This is a genomic window from Planococcus sp. CPCC 101016, assembly GCF_007859295.1.
Taxonomy (GTDB): domain Bacteria; phylum Bacillota; class Bacilli; order Bacillales_A; family Planococcaceae; genus Planococcus.
Genome location: NZ_VOHB01000003.1, coordinates 342,769 through 358,553, shown reverse-complemented (window position 1 = coordinate 358,553; position 15,785 = coordinate 342,769). Strand labels below are relative to the sequence as shown.

The 15,785-nt window shown below is 48.0% G+C and carries 19 protein-coding genes; 14 read left to right on the top strand and 5 right to left on the bottom strand.

What is annotated here, in order from left to right:
* Positions 1-8 precede the first annotated feature (8 nt).
* The 4 genes from FQV26_RS13750 (at position 9) to FQV26_RS13735 (ending at position 3,027) form a co-directional block, all read left to right on the top strand.
* Positions 9-734: an ABC transporter ATP-binding protein gene (locus FQV26_RS13750; RefSeq protein WP_146558111.1), complete on the top strand. Its 726-nt coding sequence runs from the start codon at positions 9-11 to the stop codon at positions 732-734.
* The gene (locus FQV26_RS13745) at positions 731-1,753 is read left to right on the top strand and encodes an ABC transporter permease (RefSeq protein ID WP_146558110.1); all 1,023 of its coding nucleotides are present in this window, start codon (positions 731-733) and stop codon (positions 1,751-1,753) included. The genes FQV26_RS13750 and FQV26_RS13745 overlap by 4 nt, the downstream gene beginning before the upstream one ends.
* Before the next feature lie 218 nt (positions 1,754-1,971).
* Positions 1,972-2,256, top strand: coding sequence for a DUF5316 domain-containing protein (locus FQV26_RS13740; protein ID WP_146558109.1), 285 nt, complete (start codon positions 1,972-1,974; stop codon positions 2,254-2,256).
* Positions 2,257-2,274: 18 nt separating this feature from the next.
* The gene (locus FQV26_RS13735) at positions 2,275-3,027 is read left to right on the top strand and encodes a class I SAM-dependent methyltransferase (protein ID WP_146558108.1); all 753 of its coding nucleotides are present in this window, start codon (positions 2,275-2,277) and stop codon (positions 3,025-3,027) included.
* A 36-nt stretch (positions 3,028-3,063) separates the two neighbouring features.
* Here the strand turns inward: FQV26_RS13735 and FQV26_RS13730 are convergent, their stop codons facing one another.
* The 3 genes from FQV26_RS13730 to FQV26_RS13720 form a co-directional block, all read right to left on the bottom strand.
* A complete protein-coding gene (locus FQV26_RS13730) occupies positions 3,064-3,246 on the bottom strand; it encodes a hypothetical protein (protein WP_146558107.1) in 183 nt (60 codons plus the stop codon).
* Between the two features lie 87 nt (positions 3,247-3,333).
* Entirely contained in the window at positions 3,334-3,690 is a 357-nt protein-coding gene (locus FQV26_RS13725; RefSeq protein WP_146558106.1) for a DUF1801 domain-containing protein, read from the bottom strand.
* 13 nt (positions 3,691-3,703) lie between these two features.
* A complete protein-coding gene (locus FQV26_RS13720) occupies positions 3,704-4,222 on the bottom strand; it encodes a helix-turn-helix domain-containing protein (protein WP_146558105.1) in 519 nt (172 codons plus the stop codon).
* Between the two features lie 161 nt (positions 4,223-4,383).
* Between FQV26_RS13720 and FQV26_RS13715 the strand changes: the two genes are divergently transcribed.
* Together FQV26_RS13715 and FQV26_RS13710 are read left to right on the top strand one after the other, a co-directional pair.
* Positions 4,384-5,691, top strand: coding sequence for an MFS transporter (locus FQV26_RS13715; RefSeq protein WP_146558104.1), 1,308 nt, complete (start codon positions 4,384-4,386; stop codon positions 5,689-5,691).
* Positions 5,692-5,718: 27 nt separating this feature from the next.
* The gene (locus FQV26_RS13710) at positions 5,719-6,702 is read left to right on the top strand and encodes an ornithine cyclodeaminase family protein (protein WP_146558103.1); all 984 of its coding nucleotides are present in this window, start codon (positions 5,719-5,721) and stop codon (positions 6,700-6,702) included.
* Between the two features lie 335 nt (positions 6,703-7,037).
* Here FQV26_RS13710 and FQV26_RS13705 read toward each other — a convergent pair whose 3' ends face one another.
* Positions 7,038-7,598, bottom strand: a complete 561-nt coding sequence (locus FQV26_RS13705) for a maltose acetyltransferase domain-containing protein (protein ID WP_146558102.1) — start codon at positions 7,596-7,598, stop codon at positions 7,038-7,040.
* Between the two features lie 114 nt (positions 7,599-7,712).
* On the opposite strand from FQV26_RS13705, the gene FQV26_RS13700 reads away from it, so the two are divergent.
* The 7 genes from FQV26_RS13700 (at position 7,713) to FQV26_RS13670 (ending at position 14,541) form a co-directional block, all read left to right on the top strand.
* Positions 7,713-8,354, top strand: a complete 642-nt coding sequence (locus FQV26_RS13700) for an alpha/beta family hydrolase (protein WP_146558101.1) — start codon at positions 7,713-7,715, stop codon at positions 8,352-8,354.
* Positions 8,355-8,542: 188 nt separating this feature from the next.
* Positions 8,543-8,989: a DUF4385 domain-containing protein gene (locus tag FQV26_RS13695; protein ID WP_146558100.1), complete on the top strand. Its 447-nt coding sequence runs from the start codon at positions 8,543-8,545 to the stop codon at positions 8,987-8,989.
* A 67-nt stretch (positions 8,990-9,056) separates the two neighbouring features.
* Positions 9,057-9,944, top strand: coding sequence for a TIGR01777 family oxidoreductase (locus FQV26_RS13690; RefSeq protein ID WP_146558099.1), 888 nt, complete (start codon positions 9,057-9,059; stop codon positions 9,942-9,944).
* 147 nt (positions 9,945-10,091) lie between these two features.
* Positions 10,092-10,358 carry an RNA polymerase sigma factor gene (locus tag FQV26_RS13685; RefSeq protein ID WP_146558098.1) on the top strand — a complete coding sequence of 89 codons (267 nt, stop codon included), beginning with the start codon at positions 10,092-10,094 and terminating at the stop codon, positions 10,356-10,358.
* Positions 10,359-10,520: 162 nt separating this feature from the next.
* Positions 10,521-10,997 (top strand): MarR family winged helix-turn-helix transcriptional regulator, encoded by a 477-nt coding sequence (locus tag FQV26_RS13680; protein WP_146558097.1) that lies wholly within the window; start codon positions 10,521-10,523, stop codon positions 10,995-10,997.
* Complete coding sequence (locus tag FQV26_RS13675; RefSeq protein WP_146558096.1) at positions 10,994-12,718, top strand: ABC transporter ATP-binding protein; 1,725 nt, start codon at positions 10,994-10,996, stop codon at positions 12,716-12,718. Before FQV26_RS13680 ends, FQV26_RS13675 begins: the two co-directional genes overlap by 4 nt.
* Entirely contained in the window at positions 12,715-14,541 is a 1,827-nt protein-coding gene (locus tag FQV26_RS13670; protein WP_146558095.1) for an ABC transporter ATP-binding protein, read from the top strand. The genes FQV26_RS13675 and FQV26_RS13670 overlap by 4 nt, the downstream gene beginning before the upstream one ends.
* 43 nt (positions 14,542-14,584) lie before the next feature.
* Here FQV26_RS13670 and FQV26_RS13665 read toward each other — a convergent pair whose 3' ends face one another.
* Entirely contained in the window at positions 14,585-15,409 is an 825-nt protein-coding gene (locus tag FQV26_RS13665; protein ID WP_146558094.1) for a CPBP family intramembrane glutamic endopeptidase, read from the bottom strand.
* Positions 15,410-15,603: 194 nt separating this feature from the next.
* On the opposite strand from FQV26_RS13665, the gene FQV26_RS18825 reads away from it, so the two are divergent.
* The gene (locus tag FQV26_RS18825) at positions 15,604-15,777 is read left to right on the top strand and encodes a hypothetical protein (protein WP_186759948.1); all 174 of its coding nucleotides are present in this window, start codon (positions 15,604-15,606) and stop codon (positions 15,775-15,777) included.
* The last annotated feature ends 8 nt before the right edge of the window (positions 15,778-15,785 follow it).

Here is a 15,785-nt window from a genome sequence, read left to right as displayed (position 1 = left end):
GAATGCATATGGACAACAGCATCTCCATCAACAAGCTCAGCAAGGCATATGGGAAAACGGCAGTGCTTAATGAAGTGGACCTGCAAATTGCGGGTGGTGAAATTTTTGGCTTGATCGGACCATCGGGATCTGGAAAGACCACATTGGTGAAGATGATCGTCGGCATCGATTCGCCGAGCGGCGGAACGGTAAACGTGCTCGGCAAGCGTGTGCCGAATTTGGCGCTGCTTCAGGATATCGGCTACATGGCGCAATCGGACGCTTTGTATCCTGAACTGACAGGCAAGGAAAACTTAAGTTTTTTCGCTTCGCTGTACAAAATGAAACAGGCGGTGCTGAAAGAACGCATTGCCTATGCAGCTAATTTGGTCCAATTGACCGATGAGTTGGGGAAGAAAGTATCGGCGTATTCAGGCGGCATGAAGCGGCGATTGTCGCTAGCCATCGCTTTAGTGCATGATCCGCAAATCCTGATCCTAGATGAACCGACCGTCGGCATCGATCCGGAACTTCGGCTGTCGATCTGGAATGAATTGATGCTCTTAAAAAGGGAACAGGGAAAAACCATTATCGTAACGACACACGTCATGGACGAAGCGGAAAAATGCGACCGCATCGCCATGGTCCGTGAAGGCGGCATTCTGGCAGCTGGCACTCCCGACGAATTAAAGGCAGCCTACGGTGTCACTGATCTGGAAGGTGTCTTTTTGCAGGCGGGGAGGGATGCAAAGTGAGGATCGTGGCGTTGATCAAACGCATCATGCTGCAATTGCTGCGCGACAAACGGACGATGGCCTTGCTGTTTTTTGCTCCGCTGATTGTACTGACCTTGATGTACTTCTTCTTCAATGGAGATAATGAAAATCCGCAGCTTGGGGTTGTCGGAGCCACTGAACCGCTCATTACAGCGCTGGAAAACGCATCGATTGATGTAATTTCCTATAAGGAAGCGGATCAGCAAACCATTCTCACAGATGGATTGGATGGGTTGCTGGAGATAGACGGAGACGGTTTTCAAATAACGCTGGAAAATAATGATCCCGGAACATCCCGTGCTCTTTTGATGCAGGTCACCCAAGCGGCATCCATGCAAGGGGGAGCAGGGGCAACTGCCAACATTAATGCGGAATACATTTACGGAGATGAGGATACGGAATTCTTCGATGTTCTGGGACCCATACTGGTCGGCTTTTTCGTCTTCTTTTTCGTATTTTTGATTTCTGGAATCGGCTTGTTGAAAGAGCGGGTGTCCGGAACTTTGGAACGGCTGCTCGCAACACCGATCCGGCGCTGGGAAATCGTGTTGGCTTATCTGACAGGTTTCGGCATTTTCGCCATCATCCAGACCATCATTGTCGTGTTCTACTCGATTCAGGTATTGGATATGGTCATGGTCGGACAAGTTTGGCATGTCATCGTCGTCAATCTGTTATTGGCGTTAGTAGCCTTGTCTCTCGGGATTTTATTGTCAACTTTCGCCTCATCTGAATTCCAAATGGTTCAGTTCATTCCGATTGTCGTCGTCCCGCAAATCTTCTTCGCGGGCATCATTCCGCTTGAAGGAATGGCCGATTGGCTGCAGAATATCAGCCGCATTATGCCGCTGTACTATGCGGCTGATGCCTTAAAAGCTATCATGTACCGAGGGGAAGGATTGGCGGATGTAACCGGCAACTTGCTGGCGCTCGCAGCTTTTGCAGCGGTTTTCATTTTCTTAAATATCATCGCCTTAAAGCGTTACCGGAAACTATAAAACCGGGGCAAGCTGTTTACTGATTTGTGCTTGAAGATAAAGCAGCGGGAAAACTTAAAGTAATTCAGATGGCAATTGTAAGTTCCTGTAGAAACCACAATCCACATGTACAACTCAAAAACTCCTGCACATGGCTACCTCTATTGGGAAACATTTGATAAAATTAATGTGCAGGAAAATTTTAGCCATTCACAGTATCTAAAGGAGAGAACAATAGCATGAAATACTTTTTAATTGGAACAGTGATCGCCTTAGCCGGTGTACTGGTTGCTTACTTGATGAACGACTGGTCGCTGGTGTACATCATAAGTGGTCTAGTTGCAGGCATCGCATTAATTTGGGGTGTATTGGCATTGGGAACTGGGAAGAACAAGTCGACAAGAACGACAAGTTCAGAAAAACGCCGTGAAAAGCAGCAGCGCGTAACAAAAATGAAAAATGCAGTATTGGTGGCAGTGCCGAATATCATTGCAGTCATCGTCAACTTGACCATGATTTCATAAAGCGGATGGGGTGAAGAGTTGTTAGGGTATTACAGCAGATTGTCATCAGAAGTTTACGACCTCGATAAGCCGATCGGCAGTTCGTTCGGGGACGTTGAATATTATTTGGAGCGGCTGGCGTCGTGCAAAGGACGAATCTTGGAGCCGGCAACGGGAACCGGGCGCCTGCTCGTGCCGCTGCTGGAAAAAGGATTTCAAGTTGATGGCTTCGATGTATCCGAAGAAATGCTTCAAGTGTGCCGCACCAATTGTGAAGAACGGGGACTCGCACCGAAACTATTCAATGCAAAAATGGAATCGTTCTCGGTCGAAGAAAAGTACGCTGCCATCGTCATTCCGACAGGGACTTTCCTGCTGCTCCACGAACGTGAACAATCGCTCCAGGCTTTGCGGAATTTCTACAGCCACTTGGAGACAGAAGGCCGGTTGATTGTCGACTTGCACGTACCATCCGACATCGAACTCGAGAAAACCTCCACACGGACATGGCAAGCTGCCACTGGCGATACGCTGACGGTGGAAAGCAAGAAAATCAAAGTCGATTGGATCCGGCAATACTTCGTATCGCAAGGCCGGTATGAACGGTGGCAAGAAGGCCGGTTGGTCCAGACGGAACTTGAGCGCTACCCGATGCGCTGGTACGGGGTCGAGGAATTCAAAGACATACTTGAGAAAATCGGCTTTAGCGACATCAGCATTTCAACAGGCTACCGATTTGGTGAATACCCGAAAAATGCAAACTCGATCATTACTTTTGAAGCGAAGAAATAAAAAAACGAGGCGGGTTGCGCCTCGTTTTTTTTATGCTCAATATTTGTTCTCTTTAGTCGTTGTCCAGACTCCAGCAGCCAGCTCCTCGAGTCGCTTCAGCTTTGCCAGAAATGGCTGAAGAACGCCATTGCTGACAAAGCTTCCAGCGCTTGTCGGAGCTAAGCGGCTGCTTCCGCTTTTCTTAGTGTCCAGACTCCAGCGCCCAGATTCTAGGGTCATAAGCCACCTTGGCTGTGCGGCTGAAGAAACGCCGCTTCGCCAATGCGTCTTATGCCCGTCGAATCTACACGGGCGCTTCCGCTTTTCTTACTTCCTATTCAATTCCACTGCATCCCAAATCAGTAGCTTCAGCTCGTCGGTCCGGATTTCGTCAGTCCGGTTGAGGCGGATGTGGCGCATTTTCTTGCCGTCGCCCTGCAGCAGATTGGATTCGTCGCGTAGCTCAGCGCCCCGGTAAAAGCCGAAATTGACATGGCTTTTGGCGGTCTGCATGTAGCACACCAAGCCTTCCTTTGCATAGCTTGGTTTCGACCATTTAAACCCTTCATCCATCTCCGGATAGGCTTCGAACACCAATGTGCGCAGTTGTGCCACAATTTCCTGAGTCGGACTTTCCAGCCCCTCGATAAATTCGTCTACTTGCGGATCCTTGATCGGATGCATATGCGGACTCTCCTTAATTCGTTTTGGATGACACCAGTAAAAACCGTACATCTTGTTCCGTTAAGTTGAACCAATAATGTTTTTTGCGTGCATCGAATAGAATCGACTGCTGGCTAGCGAGCTTTGTGCGTTCGCCTGCGACTTCGACCGTCAACACCCCATCCACGACGAATAAAAACTCATAGCCGCTATGGGCGAAAGGATTGCCTTCCGAATCACCCGGCTTTAACGTCACGAGCATCGGAACGAAGTTGGCTTCTTTGATACCATGAGACAAATCTTTGTAATAAAACCGTTCGAGGCGTGTAGCCCAATCGATTTCTTCGGTTTCATCCGCGAAAAACAGGCTGGGATCGACATTCAGGGCATCTGCTATTTTGCGCAGCGATTCCAGTGTCACACTCGACTTTCCACGTTCAACCTGTGACAGGAAGCTGATGGAAACATCGGTCTGTTCCGCCAACTCCTTTAACGTCATATTACGCTCCTTGCGAAGGCTTTTTAATGTAACCCCAATTGTTCCGTCTGACATGCAGAAACCCCACTTTACTTAATGTCCTCAACTCATCATAACGCAGATGGAATAGAAAATAAAATTACCATGGTATATTGACAGAATATTATAAACTTACTAAACTGTTGTAAGGGAGAATTAAAGTGTCACTTCAATTTATTTGCATAGGGGGAATAGGGATGGATAAAAAGCAAACACGCAAGGTTTTAACGGCAAGTCTCGTAGGAAGTTCGATTGAATGGTTTGATTATTTCCTGTACGGCACAATGGCAGCACTGGTCTTTAACCAATTATTTTTTGTCAATGAAGATCCGACAGTCGGGTTGATGCTCGCTTATGCATCTTTTGCGCTCTCATTCTTTATTCGTCCATTTGGCGGCATCATTTTCAGCCATATCGGCGACCGAATTGGCCGCAAAAAAACTTTGGTCATTACGCTAAGTTTGATGGGATTTGCAACATTCGCCATGGGGTTATTGCCGACTTACCAGGCAATTGGCGTCGCTGCACCCATTCTATTGATTACCCTTCGTTTGATCCAAGGACTGGGCATCGGAGGAGAATGGGGTGGAGCTTTGTTGCTTGCAACTGAATATGCTCCACCTGAAAGACGCGGATTTTTTGGGAGCATCCCGCAGATGGGCGTCACTATCGGTTTGGTAATGGGGACATTGGCTTTGTATATCATGACCTTATTGCCAGAAGCGGCGTTCATGAGCTGGGGCTGGCGTGTACCGTTCATCCTAAGTGCGTTCCTGGTGGTCTTTGGTTTATGGATCCGTAAAGGCATTGATGAAACACCTGAGTTTAAGGCGGTCCAGGCATCCGGCGAAATTCCAAAAGTGCCGATTGTTGAAACCTTGAGATACCACTGGCGTGAAGTATTGATCGCGATTGGTGCAAAAGTTGTTGAAACAGCACCGTTCTACATTTTTGGAACATTTGTTGTGTCCTATGCGACCAGCAACCTTGGATTTTCCAGAACATCGACTTTGGCAGCCGTGATGATCGCAACTATCGTCACGACGATTCTGATTCCAATTATGGGTGCATTATCTGACCGTGTTGGCCGCAAAAAAATGTATGTCACCGGTTCGGTGGCAATGGCTTTATTCGCTTTCCCGTACTTCTGGTTGTTGCAGCAAGGGTCTGTGACTTTATTGATCATTGCGACCGTTATCGGACTTGGCATTATCTGGGCTCCGATTACAGCTGTGCTTGGCACCATGTTCTCGGAAATTTTCGATGCGAAAGTGCGTTATACTGGAGTGACATTAGGCTACCAGATTGGTGCGGCATTAGCGGGTGGAACAGCGCCTTTGGTTGCCACATTCCTGCTGGCGACATTCGATAATTCATATGTTCCTGTAGCGCTTTACATTATCTTGACTGCGATTATTTCTTTATTATCCATCTGGGCAGTAAAAGATTTGAGCGGGAAAAATCAGCCGCAACCAACTCTGGTAACAAAAGAGAGCCGCGTTTAAGCGGCTCATTTTCTTAGGAGGCTATACATGCTTATCATCAACGAACAGCAGATTCAAAAGCAATATCATATGGCGGACGCTATCCGTGACGTAACGGGAATGCTCAAGGCAAAGCTGCAGGGACAGATCAACAGCCCGCATCGCACCGTACTTGATTTCCCGGAACGGCAGGCTTCGGCACTTTATATGCCAAGCGCCGATATGGCGAATAAAATCTCTGGCGTTAAGATTGTCACGATCTTTCCAGAAAATCCGAGACAGGGAAAGTCGACTACCCAAGGCGTCATCTTGTTATCCGACGGAGACAACGGCGAACATGTAGCGATGATGACTGCATCGTATTTGACTCGTCTGCGTACGGGTGCGCTTAGCGGCATCGCTACAGATCTGCTGGCGCGCAAGGAGAGCCGTGTGCTGACTGTTATTGGCACAGGGGCTATGGCGTTCGAACAAGTACTTGGGGTACTCGCGGTTCGGGCGATAGAGAAAATCATCCTGGTCAACAGGACATCTGAAAAAGCGCAGCGCTTCGGCGAAAAACTCGCTGCGTTTGGTGTCGAAATCCCATATACAGTCGAAACTATCGTCTCATCAGCTGTCCAACAAGCGGATATCATCTGCTGTGCGACACGGTCGAAAGATCCTGTATTTAACGGAGAAGATTTAAAGCCAGGGACGCACATCAATGGCGTCGGTTCTTATTTGCCAAGCATGCGCGAGATGGACGAAACCACTATTCTGCGTGCTGACAAAATTGTGGCGGATGACATTGCCGGCGTTAAAGAAGAAGCGGGGGAGCTGATCCACAGCTCTGCAATCGGCGCTTGGTCTTTCGATCAGCTGCACGCCGAACTTGGCCAATTGGTTGTTGGGGATATTGCCGGACGCGAGTCAGAATCTGAAATCACTTTCTTCAAATGCGTCGGTGCCGCCTATTTTGATTTGGCTGTCGCCAAAGGCGTCTACAGCAAAGTTGAGGCGAGTGGAGCGGGGATGCACGTGGAACTATAACAAGAATCCCGTAAGCGGCATTTGGCGCTTGCGGGATTTTTCTATCTAAATTGCCTAGGCTTTCTGATCAAGCTCGAAGTCTCGAAGAAAGTAAGAATACAGGAAGTTGGAACTGGTGAATAAATATACAAAATTTACATAAAAAACTTCCTTATTCCATGGGATTTTTTGTATAATGATTGGAAGAGGCTAGTAAGTAAAATAAGTAAGTGGAAGTGTTCGGAATACATAGGTTTAATTATTCTTATCACTTTATTCAATGTGATGGAAGCCATAAAATGCTTGCGATATTTTTGCCCGGAAGAAAAAAGCAATATGCCGGAGCGCATTGCTTTTTATTCCGCGATATGGCCGATGGCTTTCGCCGGGTTGCCGCCCACTATGGTATTTGGTGGTACGTCTTTTGTGACGATGGCGCCGGACGCAATGACGGCATTGTCACCGATTGTGATGCCGGGATTAATAACAGCGCGCCCGCCAATCCAAACATTATTGCCGATGGTGACGGGCTTGCCGAATTCTTTTCCGGAATTGCGTGCTTCCGGATTAAGCGGGTGGGTGGCCGTATAGATATGGACGCCTGGGGCCATCAGGCAATTGTCGCCGATCCGGATTTCGCAGACGTCCAAAAATACACAATCGAAATTGGCATAGAAGTTTTCACCGACATGAACATTGAAGCCGTAATCGCAGCGGATGGTCGGTTCGACGTAGATGAGTTCACCGGTTGAGCCGAAAAGTTTTTTTAGCAGATCGGCTCGATCCTGGCCATCCATTTCAGTCGTTTCATTGAATAAACGGGTGAGACGACGGGCATTCATTCGGTTTTGGCGAAGCTCGGAATCCTGCGAATCGTACATTTCACCAGCCAGCATCTTTTCTTTTTCGGTATTCATTCGTCAACCTCCCAGCGAAATAATGGTAAATCGATTGTATCATAGCTAATTAAGAAAATATTTAGTAAACTTATGGAATATTCTCTATACTAGAGAGAGACAGGAGTGGGATTTATGAAAGCGATAGACAACAAAGTCGTAGGATACAAAGGAATCGAGGTACCTTATACGGTCGTACTGACAGCAGACTATACAAAGAAACTAGCTATCTTCTTGCCGGGGGCCGGATACACGGCGAAAAGTCCGCTGTTTCATTTTGCAGAAGAGATTTTTTTGAATGAACATTACGATGTCCTGCGAGTTAATTATCGATACACGGACAAAGCGTATAATGAATTCACCATGAAGGAATTGGATGAGGCAATCGTCCACGACGTACGTCTGGTCATCAAAGAAGTACTGAAAGGCCGAAACTATCAGGATTTTTACTTGGTCGGCAAATCATTGGGGACGATCGCCATGGCAGCTGAAATAAAACGCCCCGAATTCAGCGAGGCCAAAGCCATATGGGTGACACCGTTATTAAACCAACAAGAAGTACTCGACACGATGGTCAACAGCGAAAATCCGGCGCAATGTTACATCGGCGATAAAGACCGCTACTACTCGCCAGGTGCGTACGAATTGCTGAAGAAAAATCCGAACTTGGAATCGACCTTATTACCGGATATCAACCACCGGTTGGATTGCGAAAACGATCCGCTCAAATCCATTGATGCTTTAAAACAGATCATCGCTGGAATCAAAAAGTTTTAATGGGAAGCTGTCTGCGTAAGCGCAGGCAGTTTTTTTATGCCTGAAATATTAAAGCTTTCAACTGAAATGACCGCATTCTATTTGTACGCCGTGCTTACTTACATGAATCTGTCACTTCCTAAAGATTTAGCCATCCAAATGAAGGGTATAACTCTAACAAAGCACATCGCACAAAGGAGTCGATTTACATGGCATTTGATTATGATTTGGATTATAAGAACCTGGATCTGCGCAAAAATCCCGAGCTGTACCGGGTCGGCAAAGGGGAGCAGGGAGTACTGCTGGTCGAGCCTTATAAAAGTGAGATTTTGCCGCATTGGCGCTTTAAGACACCGGAGATTGCGCAGGAGTCATGCGATAAGATTTCAGAGATGTTTGAGGAATACCGCAAGCAGGATGATTTTGTCGGAATGGACATGGCACGCAAATTCATCCAAATGGGCTATACACGTGCGCGGCGCTACACCAATTACAAAGGCGGGCGCAAATACAATGAAGACGGCAGCATCAAAGAGCGGGAGATTGATCCGGTGAAGGCGGAATCCGCGGCGATTTTCAAGAAACGCTGGGATGAAATTCGGGAAGACGACGATTACTTGAAGCGCAAAAAGAAGCACCAAAAAGAATTTGGCTAAGCTGCATCTTTTACGTGGATAAAGCGTCAAATAGCAGAAGAACAACTTACAGAAAATAGGTGATGAGATGAAAAAGATCGTATTGGCTGGAGGCACAGGGTTTGTCGGGCAGTATCTGGAACAGAAATTTACAGACCAGGGGTACCGGGTCATTATCATTTCGCGGCAGTCTGGTCATTTGAATTGGACCAATCATACAGGAATCGTCAAAGCCTTGGAAGGCGCTGAGATGGTAGTCAACTTGGCAGGGAAATCGGTGAATTGCCGGTATACCGAAGCGAACAAGCGGGAGATTTTTGATTCACGGATGGAGACGACAGAAGCGCTCGGAACAGCAATTCTTTCCTGTGATAACCCACCGCCGCTGTGGATTAACTCCAGCACCTCGACAATTTACCGCCATGCGGAAGATCGGCCAATGACGGAAGCGAACGGGGAATTTGGCAGCGGTTTTTCGGTAGAAGTTGGGAAGGCATGGGAACAAGCCTTTTTCACGTTTAACTTGCCTAAGACACGGCAAGCGGCGCTGCGTCTGTCGATTGTTCTTGGAAAAGATGGAGGTGTTATGCCCCCTTATGAAAACATGGTGCGCTTCGGGCTCGGCGGCAAGCAGGGCAACGGCAAGCAGATGTTCAGTTGGATTCATTTAGAGGACGTGTACCGCATCATCTTGTTCATACGCGACCATGACAATATCAGCGGCGTCATCAACACCACGTCGCCTGAACCAGTCACCAATCGTGAATTAATGAAACAAATGCGTCTTGCAATGAACCGCAAATTAGGTCTTCCTGCAACAAAATGGATGTTGAATATGGGGGCAGTCGTCATTGGAACAGAACCAGAATTGATTTTGAAAAGCCGTTGGATTTTACCGGAGAGGCTCCAGCAGGCTGGATTCAAATTCGCCTACCCCACACTCGACAAAGCACTTGAAAATATTCTTCATCAATAAAACTAATAGATCATTAGCACCAGAAAGTTCCGCGAAAGTTGGATTTTCCTGGTGTTTTTTTATTTATTTTAATTAAATGCTTTTATTTCGAGATAATTAGGTTTAGGACGATTGACTAAAGGCAATTGCAGAGGAGGGGGTGACAAATTGACCATAGACGAGAAATTGATGACAAGAATTTTGAACCGGGAAGAACAGGCGCTGTCCGATTTGTACGACCGCTACCACCGGATCATTTGGAATATTGCGCATCAAGCCGATTCAGATCAATCCGTCTGTGAGCAGCTTGTCACCCATGTGTTCCATACTGTCTGGACACAGCCGCAGCAGTTCATGCAAAATCGCAAGCTACTGGCGCTGCTGATCGACTGCTGCCGGTCCCATAATGCCAAAACGACAAAAAAATGCTCTTGAATCAAGCTGCATCTCCGCCAACCTACTGGCAGGAGATGTTTTTTATTGCCTAAAGAAAGCCAGTACTTCAAAGTTGACGAATGGAAGCAATAGGTGTAGCTTAAAGGCATCGCAATGATTGTTCCATTTGGAACGGTTCGAAAATGAAAGATGGTGAAGCAGATGAAAAATGGCAATACCGAAATGGACGCTTCGATGCAACTGATGCTGTCATTCGCCCAAGTACAGAAGAATATGGTGCGTTTTATTCAAAAGTCGGCTTCTGAAAAAGGGCTGTCCATCCCGCAATACTCGATTCTGATGACGATCCTTAACTGCCATGAAATGACACAGAAAACGGTCGGTGAAAAGTCTTTTTTACCGAAAAGTACGTTAAGCCAGGCAGTGGATGGCCTCGTTAAAGAAGGTTACCTGGATCGTCAGCAAGTAGAAGACAATCGCCGGGAAACCCTGTTGTCGCTCAGCGAAAAAGGCAAGGCTTTGGTGGAGGAACTCCATCTTCAGGAAGACGGGTTGCATCAGGTGTTTAAAGCAGCCAGTGAACAGTTTACGAACGAGCAAGTGGAAGTCCTGCTCCAAGCACATCAAAAAATTTCCACTTATTTAGCGGAAGTGGAATTAGAGGGGGCAGCGAAATGATCAAGATCCTCAAAAACTTAAGCCCTTATAAATGGATTGTGCTGGCGGTAGTTGCATTGGTCTTCGGCCAATCTATGGCAGAGCTGTTCTTGCCTACCTTGATGGCGGATATTATCGACAATGGCGTCATTAAAGGCGACATTCCGTACATCTGGGAAATCGGCGGATGGATGCTGCTGGTATCTGCCATTGGCGCTATTGCTGCAGTTTTTGCCAGTTTTTATTCGGCAAAAGCGGCGATGGGGCTGGGTAGAGACTTGCGGCAAAAAGTGTTCAAGCATGTCGGCCAGTTTTCGCTTCAGGAGTTTGATGAAGTCGGAACCGCGTCACTAATCACCCGCACCACGAATGACATCACACAAGTTCAGCAAGTGGTCATCATGATGCTGCGGATGGTCATCAGCGCGCCAATCATGCTGGTTGGCGGAATTATCATGGCGGTTTCGAAAGATGCCCAATTGTCGTTGGTCATCATCGGCGCCATGCCAGTATTGGCTATTTCAATCCTATTGATCCTGAAATACGGCATGCCTTTATTTCAGGAAGTGCAGCAGCGGCTGGACGGCTTAAATTTGGTGGTGCGGGAAAACTTGACGGGAATTCGCGTCATCCGCGCTTTTAACCGTGAAACGGAAGAAAAAGCGCGCCTTCAAAAAGCCAACCGGGAATTGGCCGATGTTTCCATCAAAGTCAATAAAGTCATGGCTTTCATGATGCCGGTTATGATGCTGGTTATGAATATGACCGTCGTTGCTGTTATCTGGTTCGGCGGCATCCGCATCAATAATGGAGCAATGCAGATTGGTGATTTGATGGCTTTTATCCAATACGTCATGATGATCATGTTTGCATTGGTCATGGCTTCTTTCATGTTTGTCATGGTTCCGCGTGCGGCGGTTTCAGCGAGACGCATCAACGAAGTGCTGGAAATGAAACCGGCCTTCAGGGACAATGGCACTGCTAAAGCCGATCGTGCACGGGGGACGCTCGAGTTCGAAGATGTTTCCTTCTATTATCCAGGCGCGGAAGAACCGGCGCTGTCGAACATCAGCTTTACTGCGAAGCCGGGTGAAATTACGGCATTGATCGGCGGGACCGGTTCCGGCAAGTCGACGCTCGTCAACCTGGTACCGCGGTTCTACGACGTCAAGAGTGGAACGATCCGCGTGAACGGTGTGGATATCCGTGAGGCTTCGCAGCAGGAAATCCGGTCGAAAATCGGCTTTGTGCCGCAGAAATCGATCCTGTTCACCGGGACGATCGCGGACAATATCCGCTTTGGCAAACAGGACGCCAATCAGCAGGAAATGGACCATGCGGCAAACATTGCGCAGGCCACTGAGTTTATCAATCAAATCGAAGGCGGCTATGCGGCTGAAATTGAGCAGGGCGGCTCTAATTTATCCGGCGGGCAGAAGCAGCGCCTGTCAATAGCCCGTGCATTGATCCGCAAGCCGGATTTGTATATTTTCGACGACAGCTTTTCGGCACTCGATTTCAAAACCGATGCCAAGCTGCGCAAAGCCCTGAAAGACGAAACAAAAAATGCTACGGTACTGCTGGTCGCGCAGCGCGTCAGTACAGTGGTCGACGCGGATCGCATTATCGTGTTGGAAAAAGGCGAAATGGTAGGAATAGGTACGCATGAAGAACTGCTTGAATCCAATGAAGTCTACCGTGAAATCGCCTTATCCCAGCTGTCAGAGGAGGAGATCGCATGAGCAGAATGGGACCTCCTCACGGCGGAGCGAATATGCCGGCAGAAAAAGCAAAAGATTTCAAAGGGACATTTCGCCGCCTCGTTTCTTATTTAAAACCACGCCGCAAAAAATTGGCTGCGGTCTTCCTGGTGGCAATCCTCAGCACGGTGTTTGCCATCGTCGGGCCAAAAATTATGGGAATGGCGATCACTGAACTGTTCGAAGGCGCCTACGGACAATTGCAGGGAGTGCCGGGCGGCGGCATCGACTTTGGTGTCATCGGCCAGATTCTCGCCATTCTTGCCGGACTGTATCTATTCAGCAGTTTGTTCAGTTACATCCAGCAGTACATGATGTCAACGGTAGCGCAGGATACAGTCTATGATCTGCGCCAAGACGTCAATAAAAAGCTGGAAAAACTGCCATTGAAGTATTTTGATGGCCGGGCAAACGGCGAAACTTTAAGCCGGATGACCAATGACATCGATACGATCGGCAGCACGCTGCAACAAAGTTTGACGCAATTCATTACCTCGATTGTCACGATTGTCGGGATTCTCGTAATGATGTTGACGATCAGTCCTCTGCTGACCTTGATTGCAGTGGTCTCTTTGCCGCTGTCCCTGTTCGTCATCGGACCGATTCTGAAAAAATCTCAGAAATACTTCAGCAGCCAGCAAAAAAATCTGGGGCGCCTGAATGGCCATGTGGAAGAAATGTACACAGGCCACCAGGTCGTCAAAGCATTCGGCCATGAAGCGAAGTCCAACGAACAATTCGACGCCGTCAATGATGAACTGTACGATGCAGGGCGCAAAGCACAGTTTATCTCAGGAATCATCATGCCGATGATGGCCTTGATCGGCAACTTGAGCTATGTGCTGATCAGCATCGTTGGCGGTATCCTGGTGACACAGCGCGCCATTTCCATCGGCGACATCCAGGCATTCATCACTTATTCCAAACAGTTTACACAGCCGATCACCCAGACGGCCAACATCGCCAACATCATCCAGTCGACGGTTGCGGCCGCTGAACGGGTCTTTGAATTGCTGGACGAACAGGAGGAAGTCAAAGAAGTGACCACTTCTGTGTTGGCACGCGCGAAAGGCGCCGTCGCTTTTGAAGACGTCGACTTCGGCTACGGAGACAATTTATTGATCGAAAAAATGAATATCGACGTCCTGCCGGGGCAGACGGTCGCGATTGTCGGGCCGACCGGTGCCGGCAAAACCACTTTAATTAATTTATTGATGCGCTTCTATGAATTAAATGGCGGCCGCATTACGGTTGACGGCTTTGATTCGCGGGAGATGTCGAGAAACGAGCTGCGCCAGAACTTCGGCATGGTGCTGCAGGACACGTGGCTGTTCAACGGCACGATCCGCGACAACATCGCCTACGGAAAAACCGGTGCCAGTGAAGAGGAAATCCTCGCTGCGGCCGAAGCGGCGCACGCCGATCATTTCATCCGAACCTTGCCGGACGGCTACGATACCATTCTGAACCAGGAAGTATCGAATATTTCACAGGGACAGAAGCAATTATTGACCATTGCCCGGGCGATTCTCGCCGATCCGCCGATTATGATTTTGGATGAAGCAACGTCGAGTGTCGATACACGGACAGAAATCTTTATCCAGCAGGCGATGAACCAGTTGATGGAAGGACGCACCAGCTTTGTCATCGCGCATCGCCTGTCGACGATCAAAGACGCCGACCTGATTTTGGTTATGGACCAAGGGAAAGTTATCGAGCAAGGCACACATCAAGAGCTGCTTGACAAAGACGGTTTCTACGCCGACTTATACCATAGCCAGTTTTCAGCGAAAGTCGCTGTCTAAAGCCAAAAAGGGCCACCGCGGAGTTTATGCGGTGGCCCTTTTTCTATTCATGGATCGTTTCTTCTTTCGGTTCCTGGTGTGCCTTTAAGCCGCGCGCAAGCCAGAAGATGGCACCGAACATCAGTACAGCAGAGATGCCCAGAAGTACGGCATTCGGCGTCGCTTTTGAGTAGATATCCGCCAAATCAAAAATGGCGATCGACTCTGGCCAGGTGGGTGCCAGGAACATGGCAGCTGCCGCCAGCGAGTTATTGATGATATGCAATAGGATCGGAATCAGCAGGTTGTTGGTCCGCAAGTATAGCAGGGAAGCCACAACCCCAAACAAGAAGGCACCGATGACATCGAGATGCAATACGCCGAACAGCAGACTGGAGATTAAAATGCCGCCCCATACCGAAGTCTTGCCGATCATCCGCTTCAACAGCACCCCTCGGAACATAAACTCCTCAACCACTGGTGCTAAAATAGCGATGGTGAAAATCGTGAAGACAATATACAGCGGCGTATCCGGAATCGGTATCGCTTCCAGCATGAAATCGACGAGCCACGGCGCAATCGGTGCCAGCATGAACAGTTGAAACCAGAACATGCTGATTGAAAAGGCGATCGACACTACCACTAAGGCGAATAAAGCCGGCAGCCATTTATGGATGCCGCCAAAAGACAGGACGTTCCAGACAGAAGCGTTATGCTTCCGGAAATAATAACTGAAATAGAGCCCTGGCACCACCACGTACAGCATCAATTGGCTGATGACATCAAAGGTCATTTCATTGACGTCCAAGACAATCAAGGCAACCATCGTCAAAATCACGCCGAGTACAGAAAACAAGATCAGATAACGCGCCTTCATTTGCTCAAACATAGAGCACCGCCTTTTTTTATTTTTAAAATCTTAATTGCAGAATTATGTATATAGAGTATACGCCATTGAACGCGATAGGTTTCATTTTTCACCATCACTGCCGGCTGTCTTTAGACAATGGGGCTGAAACAAGTTATGCTTAACGCAGTTTACCTGGCCGTTCTAACGGCGGGAAAAACGGAAGGATGATTCAAATGGCATTTTTAGACAAGCTAAACCAGCTGAAAGACAAGTCAATCGAAAAAGGCAGAGCCCACTGGAAAGAAAACAAAGACGACTACAAAGAAAAAGCGACGACTTATAAAGAAAAAGCGATGGTCATGAAAGATGACGTTGCCAATAAAATCAAAGAGAAAACGAAGAAATAATTGATGCA